The organism is Methanolobus mangrovi (genome assembly GCF_031312535.1).
GTDB lineage: Archaea > Halobacteriota > Methanosarcinia > Methanosarcinales > Methanosarcinaceae > Methanolobus > Methanolobus mangrovi.
In genome coordinates, this window is record NZ_CP133594.1 from 1,988,900 (window position 1) to 2,006,042 (window position 17,143).

Sequence of the window (17,143 nt, forward strand, 5' to 3'; positions counted from 1 at the left end):
TTCTCCTCATTCTTCGGTCTCTTTTTTGAAATGCTTTTTGAGGGTGAATGTCCCAAAGACCACCACAAACAAAACTATAATCCCTAGCAGTATCTGGTAGGGTGAGCTGCCTTTTACGCTCATGGTCAGTTTGTGCTCAATAGAATGTTTCCCGAAATCATCTTCATATTCGATGAGTGCGGTGTACTCCTGGTCACCACTCTTTCGGGGAATGAATGAGAACGTAGCAGGAGCATCATCGTTTGCATCAAGCTTTCCGATAAACGCTTCCTTAGTGCCGGAAACATCAAGGTCCACAATACTGACCTTCACCGACCTTGCTTCGCCTTCTCCTACATTCTCGATCCTTATCATCTGGGTGAGTTCTTTACCTTTTTCAGGCATTGTAGGATCATTCTTTATGTTGGCAATATCAAGTTTTGCTCTTCCCTTTGCATCAAAACCAATGGTCTCAACTGAGCTGATATCAAGATTTTCGGTATCATCAACCGCAATTATAGAAACAGGTATGTTGTAGGATGTTATCTCTGCATCTTTTCCAAGGCTTAGCTCAAAAGTTATCTGTTCTTCTTCACCTGCATCCAATGTGTGGATAAATGCAGTATTGTCCTTTACAGCCACAAGGGAAGGAACATCATCCAGCAGGAGAGTTATTCGTATGTTCTTGGCATTACCGCTTCCAACGCTTGCAACGGTCGTATTCAGGAAAAATGAGTCTCCCGGAGATATTCCTGATTGTGAAAAAGAAGAGTTCATAAGTGCTATGGCCGGAGTTCCTTCAACTTTGATGGATATCGTTCTTGTAACAAATATGTCATTGCCATCAGAAAGCCTGAAAGTTACGTGGTAGGTTCCAGTCCTGGCTTTCGGGTCGATGAGGAAGTTATAATTAATCTCTACGTTTCCATTGGAACTTATCCTGTCAATCCTGAAACTATTATTGGAGATGCTCTTTACACCATACTCCTTTTCAGAGAATCTCAATATAAGGGGGAATTGGTTCTCAACATCAAGAATGATATTGGCGGCTGTAGTGTCATCATAATTGGCCACACTCACTTTAACAAGCAGTTCCTCTCCTGGTCTTACAGGCTGCGGAGATACTTCCGCAGCGAGTATGTCAAGCTTATCAGTCCTCACCTGCTCCAGGGCTATGGCCGGGAATGACATAAACAAAATACAGACCAAGGTCACAACTGCAAACCATCTATAATGTCTTTTGATGACTATTGGAACTCCCCCACCACAATATAACTTCACTTCTTTATACTATAAGTTGAGCACAGGCTGACTTATACTTTTTGTATCAATATATGTATCAGTGTCTTTTCCAGTACCTGTAGCAGTAAATTCCTGTTGCAGGAAGGAAGGAGAGCAGGCATAGCAGATATACTGTTCCGGATACCGTCAGCCCTAGAAGTGGATTGGGTGTCAGAGGCCACAGTGGTCTTATGTCGGTATAAAGGAATGAATCAAGGAGTACATGGCTCCATGTTCCTATAAGTGATCCTATTATCATTGAAAGGAAGGAATAGGTCTGTTCAATTTCAAATTTATAAGTGAGCTTTTGCAACCATAGTCTTTGTGAAAATAGCAGCCATGCAAGCAGAAAAGCGACCACTGCTGCACTCAGGAAAGTATGAAATGGTCCGTGCAGGGGTCGGCAGCCAGTAAAAAGACAATAAGTAGCTCTCACATCAACAATTATACTTCCCAGAAGAAGAGAAAAAAGGTTGGCCCTTTTCTCGAAGATCTCTCCGAGCAAAAAGGCCGGTCCCAGATGAAACGGTGTGAAAGGCATTCAAGATCAGCTTATCTGACCGTAGGGACTTTCCTCATAATATCGAAGGAATTCTTCTGAAGAGACAGTGGCTTCGGATTCAGAGCCAAAAAGGAGGCTTGAAAGAGATGGTTTGTTCATGTAAACGATAGTTGGCTCTCCCTTTATGCCACCAATCTCTGCTGCCCTGTCAATTGAATCGTAAAGGTTACCGAATTCATCCACCAGGCCAAGTTCCTTTGCTTCTCTTCCGGTGTATATTCTGCCATCTGCAAGGGCTTTTACCTCACTGGTGCTCATGTCCCTGCCTTCGGCGACATCCCTTACGAAATTTCCGTAAACTTCTGCAACGACCTTATTGGCATATTCTTTCTCATCATCGGAAAGGCCTCTCCAGGCTCCTCCCATATCCTTGAACTCTCCGGATTTTACGATGTAGAATTCAACTCCTTCGTCACTATAATATGCAGAAAGGTTCTGGAATGTCCATATGGTTCCAATGCTTCCTGTCATGGTCGAAGGATTGGCAATTATAAGGTCTGCAGGTGCAGAAAGGTGATAGGCTGCGCTTGCTGCCACATCTCCCATGGATATGATGACAGGTACTCCGCTGTCACTTGCTTTCTTGACTTCGGTATATATCTCTTCTCCGGCGGTTGAGGAGCCTCCACCGCTATTGACCCTCAGGACAATGGCTTTTACATCCTCATCCCTGAGAGCTTTCCTTATGTTGTCAGATACCTCTTCAGAGCTCACATAACCAAGTCCGCCTGGTATGCTGCTGGTGATGAGGGTTCCCTGGACATAGATAACAGCTACCTTATCATTTGAAGAGTAAAGGTCACCGTTGAAGGTCTGGTAAATTACTGCAAAGCTCACTCCAATAATGAACAAGAGAACTGCAACAATGGCAATATATTGCCATTTACGGCTTTTCTTCTTCGTAACAGGAGGTTCCTGGGATGGTTCGGCATAAGTTGTTGTTGCATTGATCGTTTTTTCCTGTTTATACTCAGTTTTCTCTTCCTTTTCTTCAACCGGTACTTCATCAACAGGATCATCATCAGTAATATTGTCTGCCATGGTCGGGTAATTCTCTGCTTCGGCAGTTGTCTCTGCAGTTTCGATTGTTACAGAAGTTTGTTCTGGTTCTGTAACTTCTGGCTCTGCATTATTAGATTCGACACTGGAATGGACATTATCATTCCCAGCTTCTCCATAACTATATGGATAACGATGATATCCGATATCATCATCAGTTTTTTTATCAGAATTATCTCCGTTCATCTCTTGTTTCCATCCCGGGTATAAAATGTATGTGAACATTCAAAAACCTTGCCTTATGACCGGGCAAGGGAAATATATTTTATAATTGCACGCAATCCAACATCAGAGCTATTGATAAATTTCCAATGGAGTTAATAAATGTCAAACATTCCTTCTGATAAAGCCGTGCTTGTAACATGCGGTCTTCCCTATGCTAACGGGAAAGCTCATGTCGGGCACCTTAGAACATATATTCCTGCAGACATATTTGTGAGGTCACTGAAAAAGAATTCACAGGAAACAACATTTGTCTGTGGGTCAGATACCCATGGTACTCCTATCGTGGTAAATGCCGAAGAACTTGGTATCACACCAAAGGAACTCGTGCAGAAATATCACGTCCATTTTGATGAAGTATTCAAAAAGATGGATGTGAGATTCGATGCTTACGGAACAACAGACGATGATACCAATCACAACCGCACGCTGGATATCGTTGACAGGCTTATCGAGAAAGGCTACGTTTATCCCAAGGTCATAGAGATCGCATATTGTCCACAATGTGACCGTTTCCTGCCTGACAGGTATGTCGCAGGTACGTGTCCGCACTGCGGTGAAAAGGCACGTGGCGATGAATGTGACCAGGGATGTGGAAAGCACCTTGAACCGGGCGAGCTAAAAGAACCGGCATGTACCATATGCAGAGGACCTGCTGAATACAAGGAACAAGAGCACTTCTTCTTCAAACTGTCCGATTTCAAGGACTTCCTGCTTGAACACCTTGAGAACCTTGGCGGTACCCTGAATGCCCGTAATTATGCTATTGGATGGATTAAACAGGAGCTTACAGACTGGTGTATCACAAGGAACCTTGAATGGGGTGTAAAATTCCCCGGACACGATGACCTTGTTGTTTATGTCTGGGTGGATGCGCCTATCGGTTATATGGCATTCACGGAGCAGTGGGCAGAAGCCACCGGCGGTGACTGGGAGAAATTCTGGAGAGGCGATTGCCCGATAATCCATTTCATTGGCGGAGATATCATCTACCACCACTGTATTTTCTGGCCTGCAATGCTCAAAGGAGCTGACTACAGCCAGCCATCTGCGGTTGTTGCATCAGGTATGCTGAAAATTGAGGATAAGACCTTCTCAAAGAGCCGTGGTTATGTGGTCTGGGTAGAGGAGGATTATCTCGACCATGGTTTCCATCCTGATCTTCTCAGGTATTATCTTGTAAGTTACACCTCACACACAAAAGAGGTCAATTTCTCATGGAAGATATTCCAGGATAAAATAAACACTGAGCTTGTAGGTGTATTCGGCAATTTCCTGTACAGGAATCTGCTTTTCGCTTTCAAGAACTTCGGTGAGATCCCAGAGGGAGAGATCGACCCTGAGGTAGTGGAGAAGATAAATTCCACTATTGAAGAGGTCACAAGAGCAAACTCGGAATATGAGTTCAAGAAAGCTGCTGATACTGCAATGGCCCTTGCATCATACGGAAATTCATACTTCCAGTCAAATGAACCCTGGAAGCTCGTTAAGGAAGATAAGGATGCATGTGGCAAGGTTGTCAAGAACTGCATACAACTGGCCAAGGCACTTGTACTGCTGTTCGAACCTATGACCCCAGGTAGTATGGAAATTGCCTGGAAACAGATAGGCATGGAATCTGATGTCCACGCAGCTACCTATGAAGAAGCAACCGTTCCTGTAGTAAGCGGAACAAAACTGGAAAAGCCTGAGATCCTGTTCACCAAGCTTGAGGATGATAAGATCGAGGAAATGGAAAAGATATCCTCAAAACGTGTAAAGGCAGCTATGGCAAAGGAAGCAGGAATCAAGGAAGTAGAAATAATGGAATTCAAAGAAGAAATAGAATATGATGATTTTGCAAAGCTCGATATCAGGGTTGGAAAAATCATTTCCGCTGAGAAGATCAAGAAATCAAAGAAACTCCTGCTCCTTCAGGTAGATATCGGCGATGAGGAACCAAGGCAGGTCGTTGCAGGCCTTGCAGAACACTACGAGCCTGAAGAGATGATTGGCAAGATCGTTAACGTGCTTGTAAATCTCAAACCTGTAAAGCTCTGTGGTGTTGAATCCCAGGGAATGCTCCTTGCAGCAGATGCTGGCGAGAGAGTGTCTTTGCTGACAACTGACAAGGATATGGGACCTGGTTCCTGTATAAGATAAATTCAGATTTCAGTCATTTTTTGGATGGGCGAACTGCCCATCATATTTGATTTTTTTTCTTTGGATTCTGTTCATCTCTTTTGGCAAGTTTGATTTTTTGAGATTTTTAGGCTAATTGATTCATTCGTTATATCTGTACAAAGATATCGTTTGTGCCAAATAAAGTAAGATACCCATAGTTAAGGGGTGCATAAGAGAAGGTTAATTTATTTTTTTATTATACTTCGTTGAATATATCTACATGTTCTTAAATAGAAATAATAAGATATTATAAATTGGGAGGTCATAATATATGACATATACATTAGCCTGTAAAGATATGGGGGTTGCTTGTCCCTTCGTTGCTAAAGGAGAAACCATAGATGAAATGATGGAAGTTGCTGTAAAGCACGTCAAAGAAGAACATGGTTATACTGATGAACAATTAAATGATCCTGAAACTCAAAAAGAGATAAAAGCAGCAATCAAGGAAGAATAAAGTCAAATATTGTAAATTGGGGGTGGCATGCTCATTAAAAAGCAGGTCACATCCGAATTCCTTTTCAATTTAGATCTTTGGTGCTCTACACTTGCCTTATAATTTATTTCTCCAACACCATCTCAAGATAAGATGTCCTGATGGAATCCTCTTTTCCAATACCCAATTTATCCAAAAATGAGAATATCTGCTTACTATGGAATTCAATATCTGATTCAGCAGTAATCTCCACTTCAATGAATTCGCCGAGACTTCCCACGCTGTCAAGGCAGATGGTCATATTTCCATATTTGAAGATCTCTCTTGTCTTTTTGACAACGCCGGATTCGTAGAATCCCAATGCAAGAAGAATACTTCTGGCATTTCCGCCGTCCACTTCAGTCTCGAATTCCTCGCGGGTCTTGGATACGGTGTCCAGTTTCTTGCCTTTGTAGGTCATGACTGACCTGCCGTCAACGGAGCGTATCCTAAGTGCTTCATCAGTGTTTGCAAAATCCCTGTGAGGGGCATTAAAGTAGGTGTCACAGTGATGCTGGACACCTATAAAATTAGCACCCATACCTGCCAGCAGTTCTTTTACCTGCTGGTGGTCGGCACGGGCTTTGACTTCAATTTCTAACATTTGTCAGGGACAAATTTGGTACCGTAGTAGATCATACCCTGTTCGCCATCCTGTCCCAGCTTCCTGAATACAGGACTTACTTTCATGCCGATAGATACGTCTTTAGGATCGCATATTATCTGGCTTGTAAGGCTTGGACCTTCTTCCAGTTTAATAATTCCGAGAACATAAGGAGTCTGGTTCTCAAAACCTTCGGCAGCAGTATGGATAACAGTGTATGTCATTACTTCTCCTTTACCGGAGAACTTGAAATCCTCTATCTCACCTTCACGCCTGCATGCAGGACACATGTTGCGTGGTGGATAGAAGTAGTCATCACATTTCTTACAGTGTGTGCCTATAAGATTGTACCTTGCTAACTGCTTTCTCCAAAATCGTGGTACTGACATGATAATCACCTGTTCCTCGAGAATATGTGTACAACAGCAGTCGCCCCGGAACCTCCCACATTGTGGGTCATTCCTATCTCAGCTCCGTCAACCTGACGTTTTCCGGCTTCTCCACGAAGCTGCTCTACTATCTCAATGGCTTGTTTTACACCGGTGGCTCCCACAGGGTGTCCGCAGGATTTTAGTCCGCCTGAAGTATTTACAGGTATCCTTCCTCCGATTGCAGTCTCCCCATTCTGGGTTACGATTCCACCTTCTCCTTTCTTTGCAAAGCCAAGATCTTCAATAGCACATATTTCGGCAATCGTGAAGCAATCGTGGACCTCTACAAGCTGTATGTCCTTTGGTCCCATCTTTGCCATTTCATATGCTCTTCTTCCGGCTACTACACTTGCATCCAGGGTTGTTATGTCCCTGCGGTCATGAAGTGCAATAGTATCAGATGCCTGTGCTGTTGCCTTCACATAGATTGGGGTATCGGTAAATTCATGGGCGATATCTGCAGGCGCAAGCACCACAGCAGAAGCACCGTCCGTAATGGGTGAACAATCGAATATGTGAAGTGGATCTGCTACCATTATTGATTTGAGTACAGATTCAACGGTTATCGGGCTCTTGTACTGAGCTATGGGGTTATGCTGTCCATTGTGATGGTTCTTCACGGCGACTGATGCTAACTGTTCGCTTGTGGTCCCATATTTGTGCATATGCATCTTTGCTATCATTGCATATAATCCGGGGAAAGTCGCTCCCATAATACCTTCCCATTCCCTGTCAGCAGCTGCCGCAAGGGCTGATGATGCTTTTGCTGAAGGCACATCTGTCATCTTCTCTGCTCCGGCAGCAATGACAATATCATCCATTCCTGAAGCCACAGCATATATTCCCTGTCTCAGTGCCAGTCCGCCTGAAGCGCAGGCAGCCTCAACACGTGTTGAAGGTACATGAATGTCCTTTGCAAGACCTGAATAATCAGCGATAAGTGCTCCGATGTGCTCCTGCTCGACAAATTGTCCGCCACTCATGTTCCCGACGAACATTGAGTCTATTTTCCCACCGACTACACCAGCATCGTCAACAGCACCTACTCCTGCCTCAACAACGAGGTCCCTGAAGGAACGGTCCCATTGTTCGCCAAATTTTGTGTTCTTGACACCTATGATTGCTACATCTCTCATTTTTCACACCTCATGCTACCTTTATCTTTCCTTTGTGTCTCGCATACTTGGAGTAGTCTATGTAGGTTGGGTTTGCAAGCAGTTCCTCAACCTTTGGTGCATTGTCACGTATCTCTTCTATCCTGTCAGTCACGGTTATGCTGAAAGCATCTCCACCGGCTCCAGATCCAAATGCTGTTGCAAATATACGGTCTCCGGGTTTTGCCTGGTCAAGTGTTGCTGCTATTCCCATCATGCATGAGCCTGAATATGTGTTTCCAAGCCTTGGGACGACAAGTCCCGGTTTGATCTGTTCCTTGCTGAATCCAAGCATCTTAGCTACACGGGTTGGGAACTTTCCGTTAGGCTGGTGGAAAACTGCGTAATCATAGTCAGCAGGTTTCGTGTCTATTTTTTCCATAAGGCCCTTTGCAGCGTTTGTAACATGTTTGAAGTATCCTGGTTCTCCTGTGAACCTGCCGCCGTGTTCAGGATATGGCATACCTTCACGTCTCCAGAAGTCAGGAGTATCGGTTGTAAAAGAGTATGTATCTTCTATGATAGCTGCAAGTTCTGATTCCTTGTTGCCGATCACATAAGCAACACCGCCTGCCGCGGCAGTGTATTCAAGTGCATCTCCTGGTGCACCCTGTGCTACATCAGCACCAATAGCAAGTCCGAGGTCTATCATGCCTGAAGAAACAAGTCCCATACATGCCTGAACAGCAGCTGTTCCTGCCTTACATGCGAATTCAAAATCAGCAGCAGTAAGGACTGGTGTTGCACCCGTTGCTTCTGCGACGATAGTACTGGTAGGCTTGACAGCATAAGGATGGCTTTCAGAACCAGTATACACAGCACCTATTCTCTGTGCATCTATGCCTGATCTTGAAACTGCGGCTCTTGCAGCCTCCACTGCAATAGTAGCTGCATCTTCATCAACATCGGGAACTGATTTTTCAAAGACCATCAGTCCTGATTTGAGTATCTCTGCATCGTCTCCCCATACACGGGCGATTTCATCGATCTTAATTCTATATTGTGGTACATAGGCACCATATGAGACTATCCCTACACTCATCTTAACACCGTTCAAATATGATATTTACTCGATAATGTGGTATTCGCTGTATTTTTTCAATGCTTCTACCATTTCATCAATGTCCATTGTTGTTGCAAGAAGGGGAATCCTGTCAATTTCAGCCATCTTCTTTGCCATCATGTGAACCTCACTTCCACGCAGTCCGTGCATTACAACAGCCCCAGGTTTCAGGTTTGTGACCCTTATGGCAACCATTGGTGATTTACCACTTGTGACCTTGGTGAATATCATTGCGCGCTCGGTACTCCACCCGTAGAGTTTCTGGAATTCATGGGACGAAAGCTCGAGAATAGCTTTTTTACTGTCAACAACGGTAAAACCGTAAAGCGGTTTTTCTACTCCCTTGTTAACGATATCTGCCTGAATGATATTGGCAAGCTTTGCAACCTGCATGGGAAATGTGTATTCATATGTAGCATAAATGGCCTTTGACGTTTTATCTGCGAAAAGTATCCCCTCATAAGCATGAATTTTCTGCCCTCCCCTCTGCGAATCTATTTCGAGAAGAGCTTCGACTATTCTGCTCACAATAAGTGTGCCCGGAGATTTCCTCCTGCCACTTTCATAGTCACTGATAACGGATGGAGAAACACTCAGATAACCGGAAAGGTCAGTCTGTGCGATCTCGAAGTTCAATCGCCATTTTTTCAAGGTCTCGCCAGGTTTCTCAGATAGCGTAATCTCGCCTGCCATCTTTTCTGCAAGACGCTGGCGAACCATTCCATGCGATTCGTCTTCATTCATGCTTTATATTCCTAAGGGTAGATTAACATATATATTTAACGAATACAAGTTCGTTTATTGTCGATTAGCTCGCAACCAAAACATTTGTTTATTTATACTATGGTATATATCCACTATAAAAATATGTTTCTTAAAAATGAAAAAATAAAAATAACGGTTTCCGAATTATCCGTATATTTTTCATGCGCGAGGAAGTTATATTACTCATGCCGCGGCCATGAACCCATATATTCTTCTCCGCTTTCATATGTAGAGCACATTATACTAAAAGAGATGGCCATGTCCTTTTCTCATCTGCTGAACACCCCTTCGTCAAAAGACGATGTTTTATATGAGGATATCGAAAGAGTGCTTACACAGGTACTGGAAGATATACTCCTGATCTACCCGGATGAAATGGAAGGAGTTGCGCCTGAAGTAATCGATGAGGCATCAGAACATATAAAGGAGTATTTTGATGATATGCGCCAGAATCTGTCTTCGCAGGCCAAAGTTCATGATATATCCCGACTGGCTGAAAAACTATTACTTTTGGATAAAGAGCCTTTCATGTATTCTGAAAAACTCAATGTTACAGGCATTCCTTACAGACTTGTGGAAATTGATGGTTCTTTCATTCCTGTTGTTATCAAAACGAGCAGTGTTCCCGAAAATGGCGTGTGGGTAAGCGACAGGTTACATCTGACTTCTTTTGCAATGCTTGCTGAAGATATATATGGCAGCACTGTAAAATCCGGTTTTGTCCTGTATGCAAGATCAGGACTTTTCAGGAAGGTCAGCATACATTCAACCGACCGCAGGCAGGTCCTGCAGGCCATCAGCCGTGTCAGGAAAATAAAAGAAGGAACAATGCCTGATAAAAAAGAAAGTCCGCTGTGCAATAGCTGTAGTTATTCTGATATGTGTAAAGTAAAAGCTTCTTTTGCATCAAAATTTTTCTAAGGCAGGTTTGCCAAAAAGTATTTAAAACTTCAATCTCGAGGATGCACAATGTCAAAAGCTCTTTACCTCGGCGAATTGCTCCTTTACTGGTGCCCCTCATGTAATGTTCCTGTGCTTGGAAAAGAATGTTCCTGTGGAACTTCAACAAAACAGGTAACTGTAACTCCTCCGGGAGATATACGCCCTGCTTTTCCGTATGATATAGACCTTGTCAATAAACTCTCAATTGAACAGTTCAATGCCCCGCTGATAACTGATGAACGAGTAGTGGTCATGAATAAGTCCCCTTATGACGACCGCATGGATGAGGTGATTGTTGACGGTGAGGTCATAGGAACTATCCGTTTTGAACTCGAACACCTGAAATGGGTCTTGCTCCTAAGGCTGAATGGTGCACGTCGTATATTTGATAATGCTGATCACAAAACCCTTAAAAGCTGGGTGTCCGTTGACGAGGGAGCTGAAAAATTCATCCTTGGCGGTGCAAGTCTACTTGCCCCCGGAGTTAAAGATGCTGATCCCTCTATCGAGGAAATGAATGAAGTAGTAGTCCTGACCCACGATGGAAAAGTGCTTGGTACAGGCCGTTCCCGTATGAGTGGGGAACAAATGCTTGAAAGGGGCAAAGGTGTTGCCGTTAAAGTGCGGTCCAAGGAAGAGCCTGCAGAACTCTCAATTCCCTGCGGAGGACAAACCTGGGATGACGTTGTAAAAGCAAATGAGGTCTATATGAATGACTTTGTAGACCGTTCCCGCAAATTCATCGAGAATGTCGCATCTTCTGTGAATCGTCCGGCAACAGTATCATATTCCGGCGGAAAGGACAGTCTTGCAGTGCTTCATCTTGTCAGTGAATGCCTTGATGATTACACTCTTCTTTTTGCCGATACCGGCATCGAGTTCCCTGAAACTGTGCAGAATGTCCACGATGTTGCGCAGCGCTATGGTAAACCTCTGAACATGATAAGCTCTGGTGATGCTTTCTGGGATTCAGTGGATAGCTTTGGTCCACCCAGTGTGGAAGTTCGCTGGTGCTGTAAGGTTTGTAAACTTGGTCCCATTACACAGATAATCAACGATAATTATGAGGGTGGGTGTCTCACCTTTATAGGGCAGAGAAAATATGAATCCAGCACAAGAGCTAAAAGTGAGCGCGTCTGGAAGAACCCCTGGGTTGGAAATCAGGTAGCTGCAGCGCCAATTCAGAGCTGGACTGCTATGCACGTCTGGCTGTATATCTTCAAGAATGATCTTCTGTTCAATCCGATGTATGAGAATGGCTTTGACAGGATAGGATGCTGGTTGTGCCCTTCCTGTTCACTGGCTGATCTTGTAAGGCTCAAGGAAACCCATCCTGAAATGGAAAAGAAGCTTAACGATTACCTGCTCCCCTATGCGCAGCGCATGGGCCTTTCGGAAGAATGGGTCAAACACGGTTTTTGGAGATGGAAGGATTTGCCACCTCAACTGAAGGAAATCGCAAAGAAAAAAGGAATTTGTTTTATTCCAACAGGCAGCAATGAAAATAACCTGAACTTTGCCATAACTTCCGGATATCGTCCATGTAAACAAGGTGGCATATCTGCTGAAGGTGGATTTGATGGCCCGGTTGACCTGGAAAGACTCGAGCACACAGGAATGCTGGAAGCAGTAGGAAAGGCATCTTACATGGAAGGTGTGGCTATGGTTTCCCATGGCGAAGACCGTGCGCAGGTATTTGCTTCAGGCAGTGTTACTGCGAGAAGTGATTCTGACAGGGATGCAAGAAGGCTCATGAAAAAAGTCGAACTCTCTGTGAGAAGAGCTCTGCTTTGCAGCGGCTGCGGAGTCTGTGTGGGCAAATGTAGCCACAGAGCTATTAAAATGAAGAAAGGACTTGCCATTATTAACGAAGGATGTATACATTGTGGAAACTGCATCGACGTCTGTCCCGTTGTCAAATTCAATTCCTGATGCTGACCAGAAACCTTATAGTATATATTCCCCAATCTTATACGGTGATTTTTTGGTAAAGAGAGCACTGCTCAGCGTTTCTGATAAGACCGGAATTGTAGATTTTGCTCGTGGACTCGAAAAACTGGATATACAGATTATTTCTACCGGAGGAACCGCCCGCATGCTTCGTGACGCAGATATTGAGGTCATGGATGTATCGGATGTAACAGGGTTCCCTGAAATGATGGGCGGCAGGGTCAAGACTCTTCATCCTAAGATCCATGGTGGCATCCTTTGCATAAGGGATGACCATGATCATATGGGAGAGGCCCTAAAAGCAGAAGTAGAAATGATCGACCTTGTAGTGGTCAATCTTTATCCGTTTGAAGTCACGATCTCAAAAGAAGGCGTATTGCTTGAAGAAGCTATTGAAAATATAGATATTGGCGGACCTGCCATGCTTCGCTCGGCTGCTAAGAACTATCGTTCTGTAAGTGTCGTATGCGATCCAAAGGATTATGGTCACGTACTAAAGGAGATTCGTTCTACTGGCATTATTTCTCAACAAAGCAGGGAAAGACTTGCTGTGAAGGCTTTCAGGCATACCGCAGATTATGATGCAACAATTGACACTTATCTTAGCAAGGAGTTGCTTGGTGAAGATGTACTGCGCCTGAACTATACTGATGGCGTTACGCTCAGATACGGCGAGAACTGGCACCAGGAAGCGAAATTCTATAAAGAGGCAGGTATTACCGGCCCAACCCTTGCAAATGCTAAACAGCTACATGGAAAAGAACTATCCTATAACAACTATATCGATGCTGATAATGCCCTTCAGACGGTTAAAGAGTTGTCATCTTCCAAACCTGTTGTGACTATTGTAAAACACAACAACCCATGCGGACTTGCCACAGGCAACACGTTACTACAGGCACTTCAGGCAGCATGGGATGGTGACCCTATATCAGCTTATGGAAGTATAATCTGCACAAACACTGTTTTTGATGTTCAGTCAGCAGAATTCCTGAATGGCAAATTTGTGGAAATAATCCTTGCGCCAGGGTTCGAACATGATGCCCTTGAATACTTGAAGAATAAGAGTGCAAACCTTCGACTTCTTGAACTTCCTGAATTCAACGAACCTTTCAGCAGGAATGACACTTACAAGTATGTCAACGGTGGTATACTGAAGCAATCCCGGAACATCGGCATCTACGATAAATGGGAATGTGTAACAGATGTTAACTATCCTGAGGATATGCGCGCTGTATCTGAATTCTCAATGCACGCATGCAAGTGTGTAAAATCAAATGCAGTAACTCTTGCTTATGAATATCAGGATGGTTGCTACATGATGCTTTCAATGGGTGCAGGGCAGCCAAACAGGGTTGACTCAATTAGGAAGCTTGCTGTAACAAAGGCCCGTGAGAACCTTCAGGTCATACATGATCGGGAGGCATTTGATCTTTCTTTTGATGACTACTGTAACGAGGTCTTTTCAAAATGTGCCATGGCATCGGATGCATTCTTCCCTTTCGATGACAGTGTGGTGCATGCAGCTGAAGAGGGTATTAAGTATATTCTATCCCCCGGTGGTTCTATCAGGGATAAGGAAGTTATTGACACCGCCAACAGGTTAGGCGTGTCCATGGTATTTACCGGAATGAGGCACTTCTTACATTGAAGTGCTTTCTTTTTTATTTTGTATTTTTGTTTTAATAATTTAATCAAGTTGACTTTAGTTAACTATGTATCAAATTTAAGTGATATCATAGATTATTTTCTCTGCAACTGTGCCTGATTAGAAAACACTTATAACTCATTAAGTAACTTTTATATTATTATATATGCTCTACTTGCGGTTGGTTGGATACGTAATTTATGAGTAGTTTAGGTGGTTATTGTGAAATCAAAAGGGCTTCTAAGTATACTGACCTTTTCAGAAAAAAGGAAAGATATATTGTTTTTGCTTGAGGAAAAACCCTGTACGTTATCCGACATAAAAGATTATTTCAATGTCTCTTCTCCTGAGATATCTCCCAGAATAAAAGAGATGGTGAATTATAATCTGATAGAGAAAACTGATAAACATTATCAGATAACTCCTATCGGAAGGGCTATGATCAAGCACTTCAGACCATTTCTGGAAATAATTGAGACCATAGAAAAAAACGAATCGTTCTGGGAAGAACATTATCTTGGTGATATTCCTCAGGGTATGCTTGATAATCTCATGGACCTGAAGAACTGTGAAGTGGTATCGGATAGTATTGAAAACATTTACGAATCTCACAAGACTTTCACCGAGAATATTTTCAAATCCTCTTTCCTCAAAGGTGTTTCTTCCATATTTATTCCCACATATCCAGATTTTGTAGTCGGGGTAGCTGAAAAGAATGTGCCTACATCTTTGATCCTGACTGAAAAGGTTTTTTCCAAAGTACGGGATGAGCATCGCGAGAAACTTGAGTTCTATTTGAATGCCCCTCATACTGAATTATTTGTGATCGATGATGTCAAGATCGCATTTGTGGTCACTGATGTTTTCTTTTCAATGTCCCTTTTCTTCAATCCGGATACATATGACCCGCGGGATGATCTTGTAGGCTATGATAGATCCTCCCTCAAATGGGGAAGCGACCTTTTCGACCATTACAAAGGATTATCCCGCCAGGTCACTTCAATTTGATAGTTTTATCAGGCAAAGAGCCCGGTAAAAATAGTTCTTAGTCCGACAATTGAGGTTGATTCGCCGTCTATCATGAACAGCCTCTTTGTAAGTCTGTCCTTTGTTTCTATTTCAACAGGTTCGGCGAAGTTTTTGATATATAGTAGTCCGATGCTAAAGCTGTAAACTAATATTATCGGCTCAAAAGCTACCATTCCTGTAATTATGGCCATCAATAGTATTGCGTGTGAAAACAGGTGCAAACTGAATAGAAGGATCTTGGCTCTCTTTTCCCCCAGTACTACGGGTATTGTCTTTATGCCTGCTAATGTGTCTCCTTTAATGTCTTTAAAATCATATATTGTGGAATTTATAAACAGTTTCATGCCAAAATACAGGAAAACAATTAGTGGCGCAACAATGGTGGCAGCATAAATACCGGCAATTCCTGCGATAAAGGCCCCCCATGTAATTCCAACTACGAGGTTCTTCATGCCCATGCCGCCCTTGAGCTTCAGATTGACTTTTCCTATTTTAATACCCTTGCTGTAGAGGTAACCGGTTACCAGCGGAAGAAAAGCTATAATAATTAATCCATTTGCAGTAAGGATAGCAGCACCTATTAAAAAACAGATAAGTGAAACAATTAGGGCTGTTTTCTTCGACGCTCCTTTTAATTCAGGTCTGTTGGCCATATCCTCTTCGGCATCCATTGCCCGGTCAAGGGTGTAGACTGCATAAATGATCAATCCGCCTGCCAGACAGTTGAAAAACACAGAGCTAATATGCATCAGGAGGAATGCTATGTGTATTCTGAGGGCACCTGAGAATGAAACGAGTACAGAACTCTTTAAGAGATTGATCGTTGGTGCAAGATCGCTACCTAGTTCACTGTATTTATATTCGTATTTCTTTGCTGACTGGCCTGGAAGACTAATAGTGCAATTCGAACTCATAAGGTATGAGGTCACTCACTATCTCATATTATTTTTTCAGTATAATATTATACCAATGAACTACTATTATGCCATAGACGTAACTACCCAGGCATTTATTTCAGAAAAGGATTAAATTTTGCCTGCACCCTTCCAATTAATTTCCAGCTTTGCACGATATAATTATGGCTGTGTCAACTTCCATAATTATATTGCAGTATTATTATTTAGGCATATATAATTGTTGTTCTTTATCATTATATTTTGGTTCATAATTATGCTATTGAACTATCATTAATCCAAAACTAGCATTTATAGGCTTATCTTTTTTAAATATTGTAACTCAAAAACCAAAGCTACCTATCAGTTCAAAAGAGTACGGCAACCTATTCCAAGCTCAGTTGAAGGATCTATGTCGTATTTTTCTCTTCCTTTTCAGCCTTAAGTAACAGGTATCCAAATGCTATAAAGAAAAAAGGAGCTATGGGCAGTGTTTTGAAAGTACTGTTCCATACTGCAACTGAACTGATGGCTGTGAGTATTCCACATGCTATGAGCATATGGGCTGTTATCTTTGTTTCCAGCTCAAATTCAATATTTGCCTTGGACAATTCATAGACTGTAAGTGCTATGCATAGAATTGCCCCAAATACCCATCCAAGGGTTCTGACAGATGGCAGGAAACCTCCATTGGAAAGCAAGGACATCTGTTGGAACAGGTCTACGAAGATTACTCCGTAGATGATGTCGAAGTTAGCGTAAAACACTGAAAATTTAATTCCCCATCCACTCGAATAGTTGGAATAAAAATAGACTTCCCAGGGTATGGCCAGACATATCAGTGGCATTATTTTCCTTAGCAGGGTTGTATCACTATGGTTTATTTTAATCTCTTGCATGCATATAGCTTAAATATCCTTATT

At 42.9% G+C, this 17,143-nt stretch carries 16 protein-coding genes; 6 read left to right on the forward strand and 10 right to left on the reverse strand.

Going from position 1 to position 17,143, the window contains the following annotated elements; genetic code table 11:
* Positions 1–6: 6 nt before the first annotated feature.
* The 3 genes from RE476_RS09630 to sppA form a co-directional block, all read right to left on the reverse strand.
* On the reverse strand, positions 7–1,170 hold the full coding sequence (locus RE476_RS09630; protein WP_309307432.1) for a COG1361 S-layer family protein: 1,164 nt from the start codon (positions 1,168–1,170) through the stop codon (positions 7–9).
* A gap of 148 nt (positions 1,171–1,318) precedes the next feature.
* Positions 1,319–1,801, reverse strand: coding sequence for a metal-dependent hydrolase (locus tag RE476_RS09635; protein ID WP_309307433.1), 483 nt, complete (start codon positions 1,799–1,801; stop codon positions 1,319–1,321).
* Between the two features lie 6 nt (positions 1,802–1,807).
* Positions 1,808–3,106 (reverse strand): signal peptide peptidase SppA, encoded by a 1,299-nt coding sequence (gene sppA / locus RE476_RS09640; RefSeq protein ID WP_309307434.1) that lies wholly within the window; start codon positions 3,104–3,106, stop codon positions 1,808–1,810.
* A gap of 99 nt (positions 3,107–3,205) precedes the next feature.
* Between sppA and metG the strand changes: the two genes are divergently transcribed.
* Both metG and RE476_RS09650 read left to right on the forward strand, forming a co-directional pair.
* Positions 3,206–5,245, forward strand: coding sequence for a methionine--tRNA ligase (gene metG / locus RE476_RS09645; RefSeq protein ID WP_309307435.1), 2,040 nt, complete (start codon positions 3,206–3,208; stop codon positions 5,243–5,245).
* A gap of 292 nt (positions 5,246–5,537) precedes the next feature.
* A complete protein-coding gene (locus RE476_RS09650; protein WP_309307436.1) occupies positions 5,538–5,723 on the forward strand; it encodes a DUF1059 domain-containing protein in 186 nt (61 codons plus the stop codon).
* 103 nt (positions 5,724–5,826) lie between these two features.
* On the opposite strand, the gene cyaB is transcribed toward RE476_RS09650, so the two are convergent.
* The 5 genes from cyaB to RE476_RS09675 are packed head-to-tail and all read right to left on the reverse strand — an operon-like array spanning position 5,827 to position 9,737.
* Positions 5,827–6,345 carry a class IV adenylate cyclase gene (gene cyaB, locus RE476_RS09655; RefSeq protein ID WP_309307437.1) on the reverse strand — a complete coding sequence of 173 codons (519 nt, stop codon included), beginning with the start codon at positions 6,343–6,345 and terminating at the stop codon, positions 5,827–5,829.
* Positions 6,339–6,734, reverse strand: a complete 396-nt coding sequence (locus RE476_RS09660) for a Zn-ribbon domain-containing OB-fold protein (RefSeq protein ID WP_309307438.1) — start codon at positions 6,732–6,734, stop codon at positions 6,339–6,341. The genes cyaB and RE476_RS09660 overlap by 7 nt, the downstream gene beginning before the upstream one ends.
* Before the next feature lie 5 nt (positions 6,735–6,739).
* Positions 6,740–7,912 (reverse strand): thiolase domain-containing protein, encoded by a 1,173-nt coding sequence (locus RE476_RS09665; RefSeq protein ID WP_309307439.1) that lies wholly within the window; start codon positions 7,910–7,912, stop codon positions 6,740–6,742.
* 10 nt (positions 7,913–7,922) lie between these two features.
* Complete coding sequence (locus tag RE476_RS09670) at positions 7,923–8,972, reverse strand: hydroxymethylglutaryl-CoA synthase (RefSeq protein WP_309307440.1); 1,050 nt, start codon at positions 8,970–8,972, stop codon at positions 7,923–7,925.
* A gap of 24 nt (positions 8,973–8,996) precedes the next feature.
* Complete coding sequence (locus tag RE476_RS09675; RefSeq protein ID WP_309307441.1) at positions 8,997–9,737, reverse strand: helix-turn-helix domain-containing protein; 741 nt, start codon at positions 9,735–9,737, stop codon at positions 8,997–8,999.
* 123 nt (positions 9,738–9,860) lie between these two features.
* On the opposite strand from RE476_RS09675, the gene RE476_RS09680 reads away from it, so the two are divergent.
* The 4 genes from RE476_RS09680 to RE476_RS09695 all read left to right on the forward strand — a co-directional run bounded on the left by RE476_RS09680 (position 9,861) and on the right by RE476_RS09695 (position 15,306).
* On the forward strand, positions 9,861–10,679 hold the full coding sequence (locus tag RE476_RS09680) for a Dna2/Cas4 domain-containing protein (protein ID WP_309307442.1): 819 nt from the start codon (positions 9,861–9,863) through the stop codon (positions 10,677–10,679).
* Positions 10,680–10,727: 48 nt separating this feature from the next.
* Entirely contained in the window at positions 10,728–12,632 is a 1,905-nt protein-coding gene (locus RE476_RS09685) for a phosphoadenosine phosphosulfate reductase domain-containing protein (protein WP_309307443.1), read from the forward strand.
* Between the two features lie 52 nt (positions 12,633–12,684).
* Positions 12,685–14,301 carry a bifunctional phosphoribosylaminoimidazolecarboxamide formyltransferase/IMP cyclohydrolase gene (gene purH / locus RE476_RS09690; protein WP_309307444.1) on the forward strand — a complete coding sequence of 539 codons (1,617 nt, stop codon included), beginning with the start codon at positions 12,685–12,687 and terminating at the stop codon, positions 14,299–14,301.
* Positions 14,302–14,520: 219 nt separating this feature from the next.
* Positions 14,521–15,306: a helix-turn-helix transcriptional regulator gene (locus RE476_RS09695; RefSeq protein WP_309307445.1), complete on the forward strand. Its 786-nt coding sequence runs from the start codon at positions 14,521–14,523 to the stop codon at positions 15,304–15,306.
* A gap of 8 nt (positions 15,307–15,314) precedes the next feature.
* Here the strand turns inward: RE476_RS09695 and RE476_RS09700 are convergent, their stop codons facing one another.
* On the reverse strand, positions 15,315–16,241 hold the full coding sequence (locus RE476_RS09700) for a UbiA family prenyltransferase (RefSeq protein WP_309307446.1): 927 nt from the start codon (positions 16,239–16,241) through the stop codon (positions 15,315–15,317).
* 389 nt (positions 16,242–16,630) lie between these two features.
* Complete coding sequence (locus RE476_RS09705) at positions 16,631–17,119, reverse strand: hypothetical protein (RefSeq protein WP_309307447.1); 489 nt, start codon at positions 17,117–17,119, stop codon at positions 16,631–16,633.
* Between the last annotated feature and the right edge of the window lie 24 nt (positions 17,120–17,143).

What these genes read in the sequence shown, in the direction of transcription:
- RE476_RS09630 (WP_309307432.1), bottom strand. Translation starts at nt 1,170, where the DNA reads ATGTCATTCCCGGCCATAGCCCTGGAGCAGGTGAGGACTGATAAGCTT.
- RE476_RS09635 (WP_309307433.1), bottom strand. Translation starts at nt 1,801, where the DNA reads ATGCCTTTCACACCGTTTCATCTGGGACCGGCCTTTTTGCTCGGAGAG.
- sppA (WP_309307434.1), bottom strand. Translation starts at nt 3,106, where the DNA reads ATGTTCACATACATTTTATACCCGGGATGGAAACAAGAGATGAACGGA.
- metG (WP_309307435.1), top strand. Translation starts at nt 3,206, where the DNA reads ATGTCAAACATTCCTTCTGATAAAGCCGTGCTTGTAACATGCGGTCTT.
- RE476_RS09650 (WP_309307436.1), top strand. Translation starts at nt 5,538, where the DNA reads ATGACATATACATTAGCCTGTAAAGATATGGGGGTTGCTTGTCCCTTC.
- cyaB (WP_309307437.1), bottom strand. Translation starts at nt 6,345, where the DNA reads ATGTTAGAAATTGAAGTCAAAGCCCGTGCCGACCACCAGCAGGTAAAA.
- RE476_RS09660 (WP_309307438.1), bottom strand. Translation starts at nt 6,734, where the DNA reads ATGTCAGTACCACGATTTTGGAGAAAGCAGTTAGCAAGGTACAATCTT.
- RE476_RS09665 (WP_309307439.1), bottom strand. Translation starts at nt 7,912, where the DNA reads ATGAGAGATGTAGCAATCATAGGTGTCAAGAACACAAAATTTGGCGAA.
- RE476_RS09670 (WP_309307440.1), bottom strand. Translation starts at nt 8,972, where the DNA reads ATGAGTGTAGGGATAGTCTCATATGGTGCCTATGTACCACAATATAGA.
- RE476_RS09675 (WP_309307441.1), bottom strand. Translation starts at nt 9,737, where the DNA reads ATGAATGAAGACGAATCGCATGGAATGGTTCGCCAGCGTCTTGCAGAA.
- RE476_RS09680 (WP_309307442.1), top strand. Translation starts at nt 9,861, where the DNA reads ATGTTTCTTAAAAATGAAAAAATAAAAATAACGGTTTCCGAATTATCC.
- RE476_RS09685 (WP_309307443.1), top strand. Translation starts at nt 10,728, where the DNA reads ATGTCAAAAGCTCTTTACCTCGGCGAATTGCTCCTTTACTGGTGCCCC.
- RE476_RS09700 (WP_309307446.1), bottom strand. Translation starts at nt 16,241, where the DNA reads ATGAGTTCGAATTGCACTATTAGTCTTCCAGGCCAGTCAGCAAAGAAA.
- RE476_RS09705 (WP_309307447.1), bottom strand. Translation starts at nt 17,119, where the DNA reads ATGCAAGAGATTAAAATAAACCATAGTGATACAACCCTGCTAAGGAAA.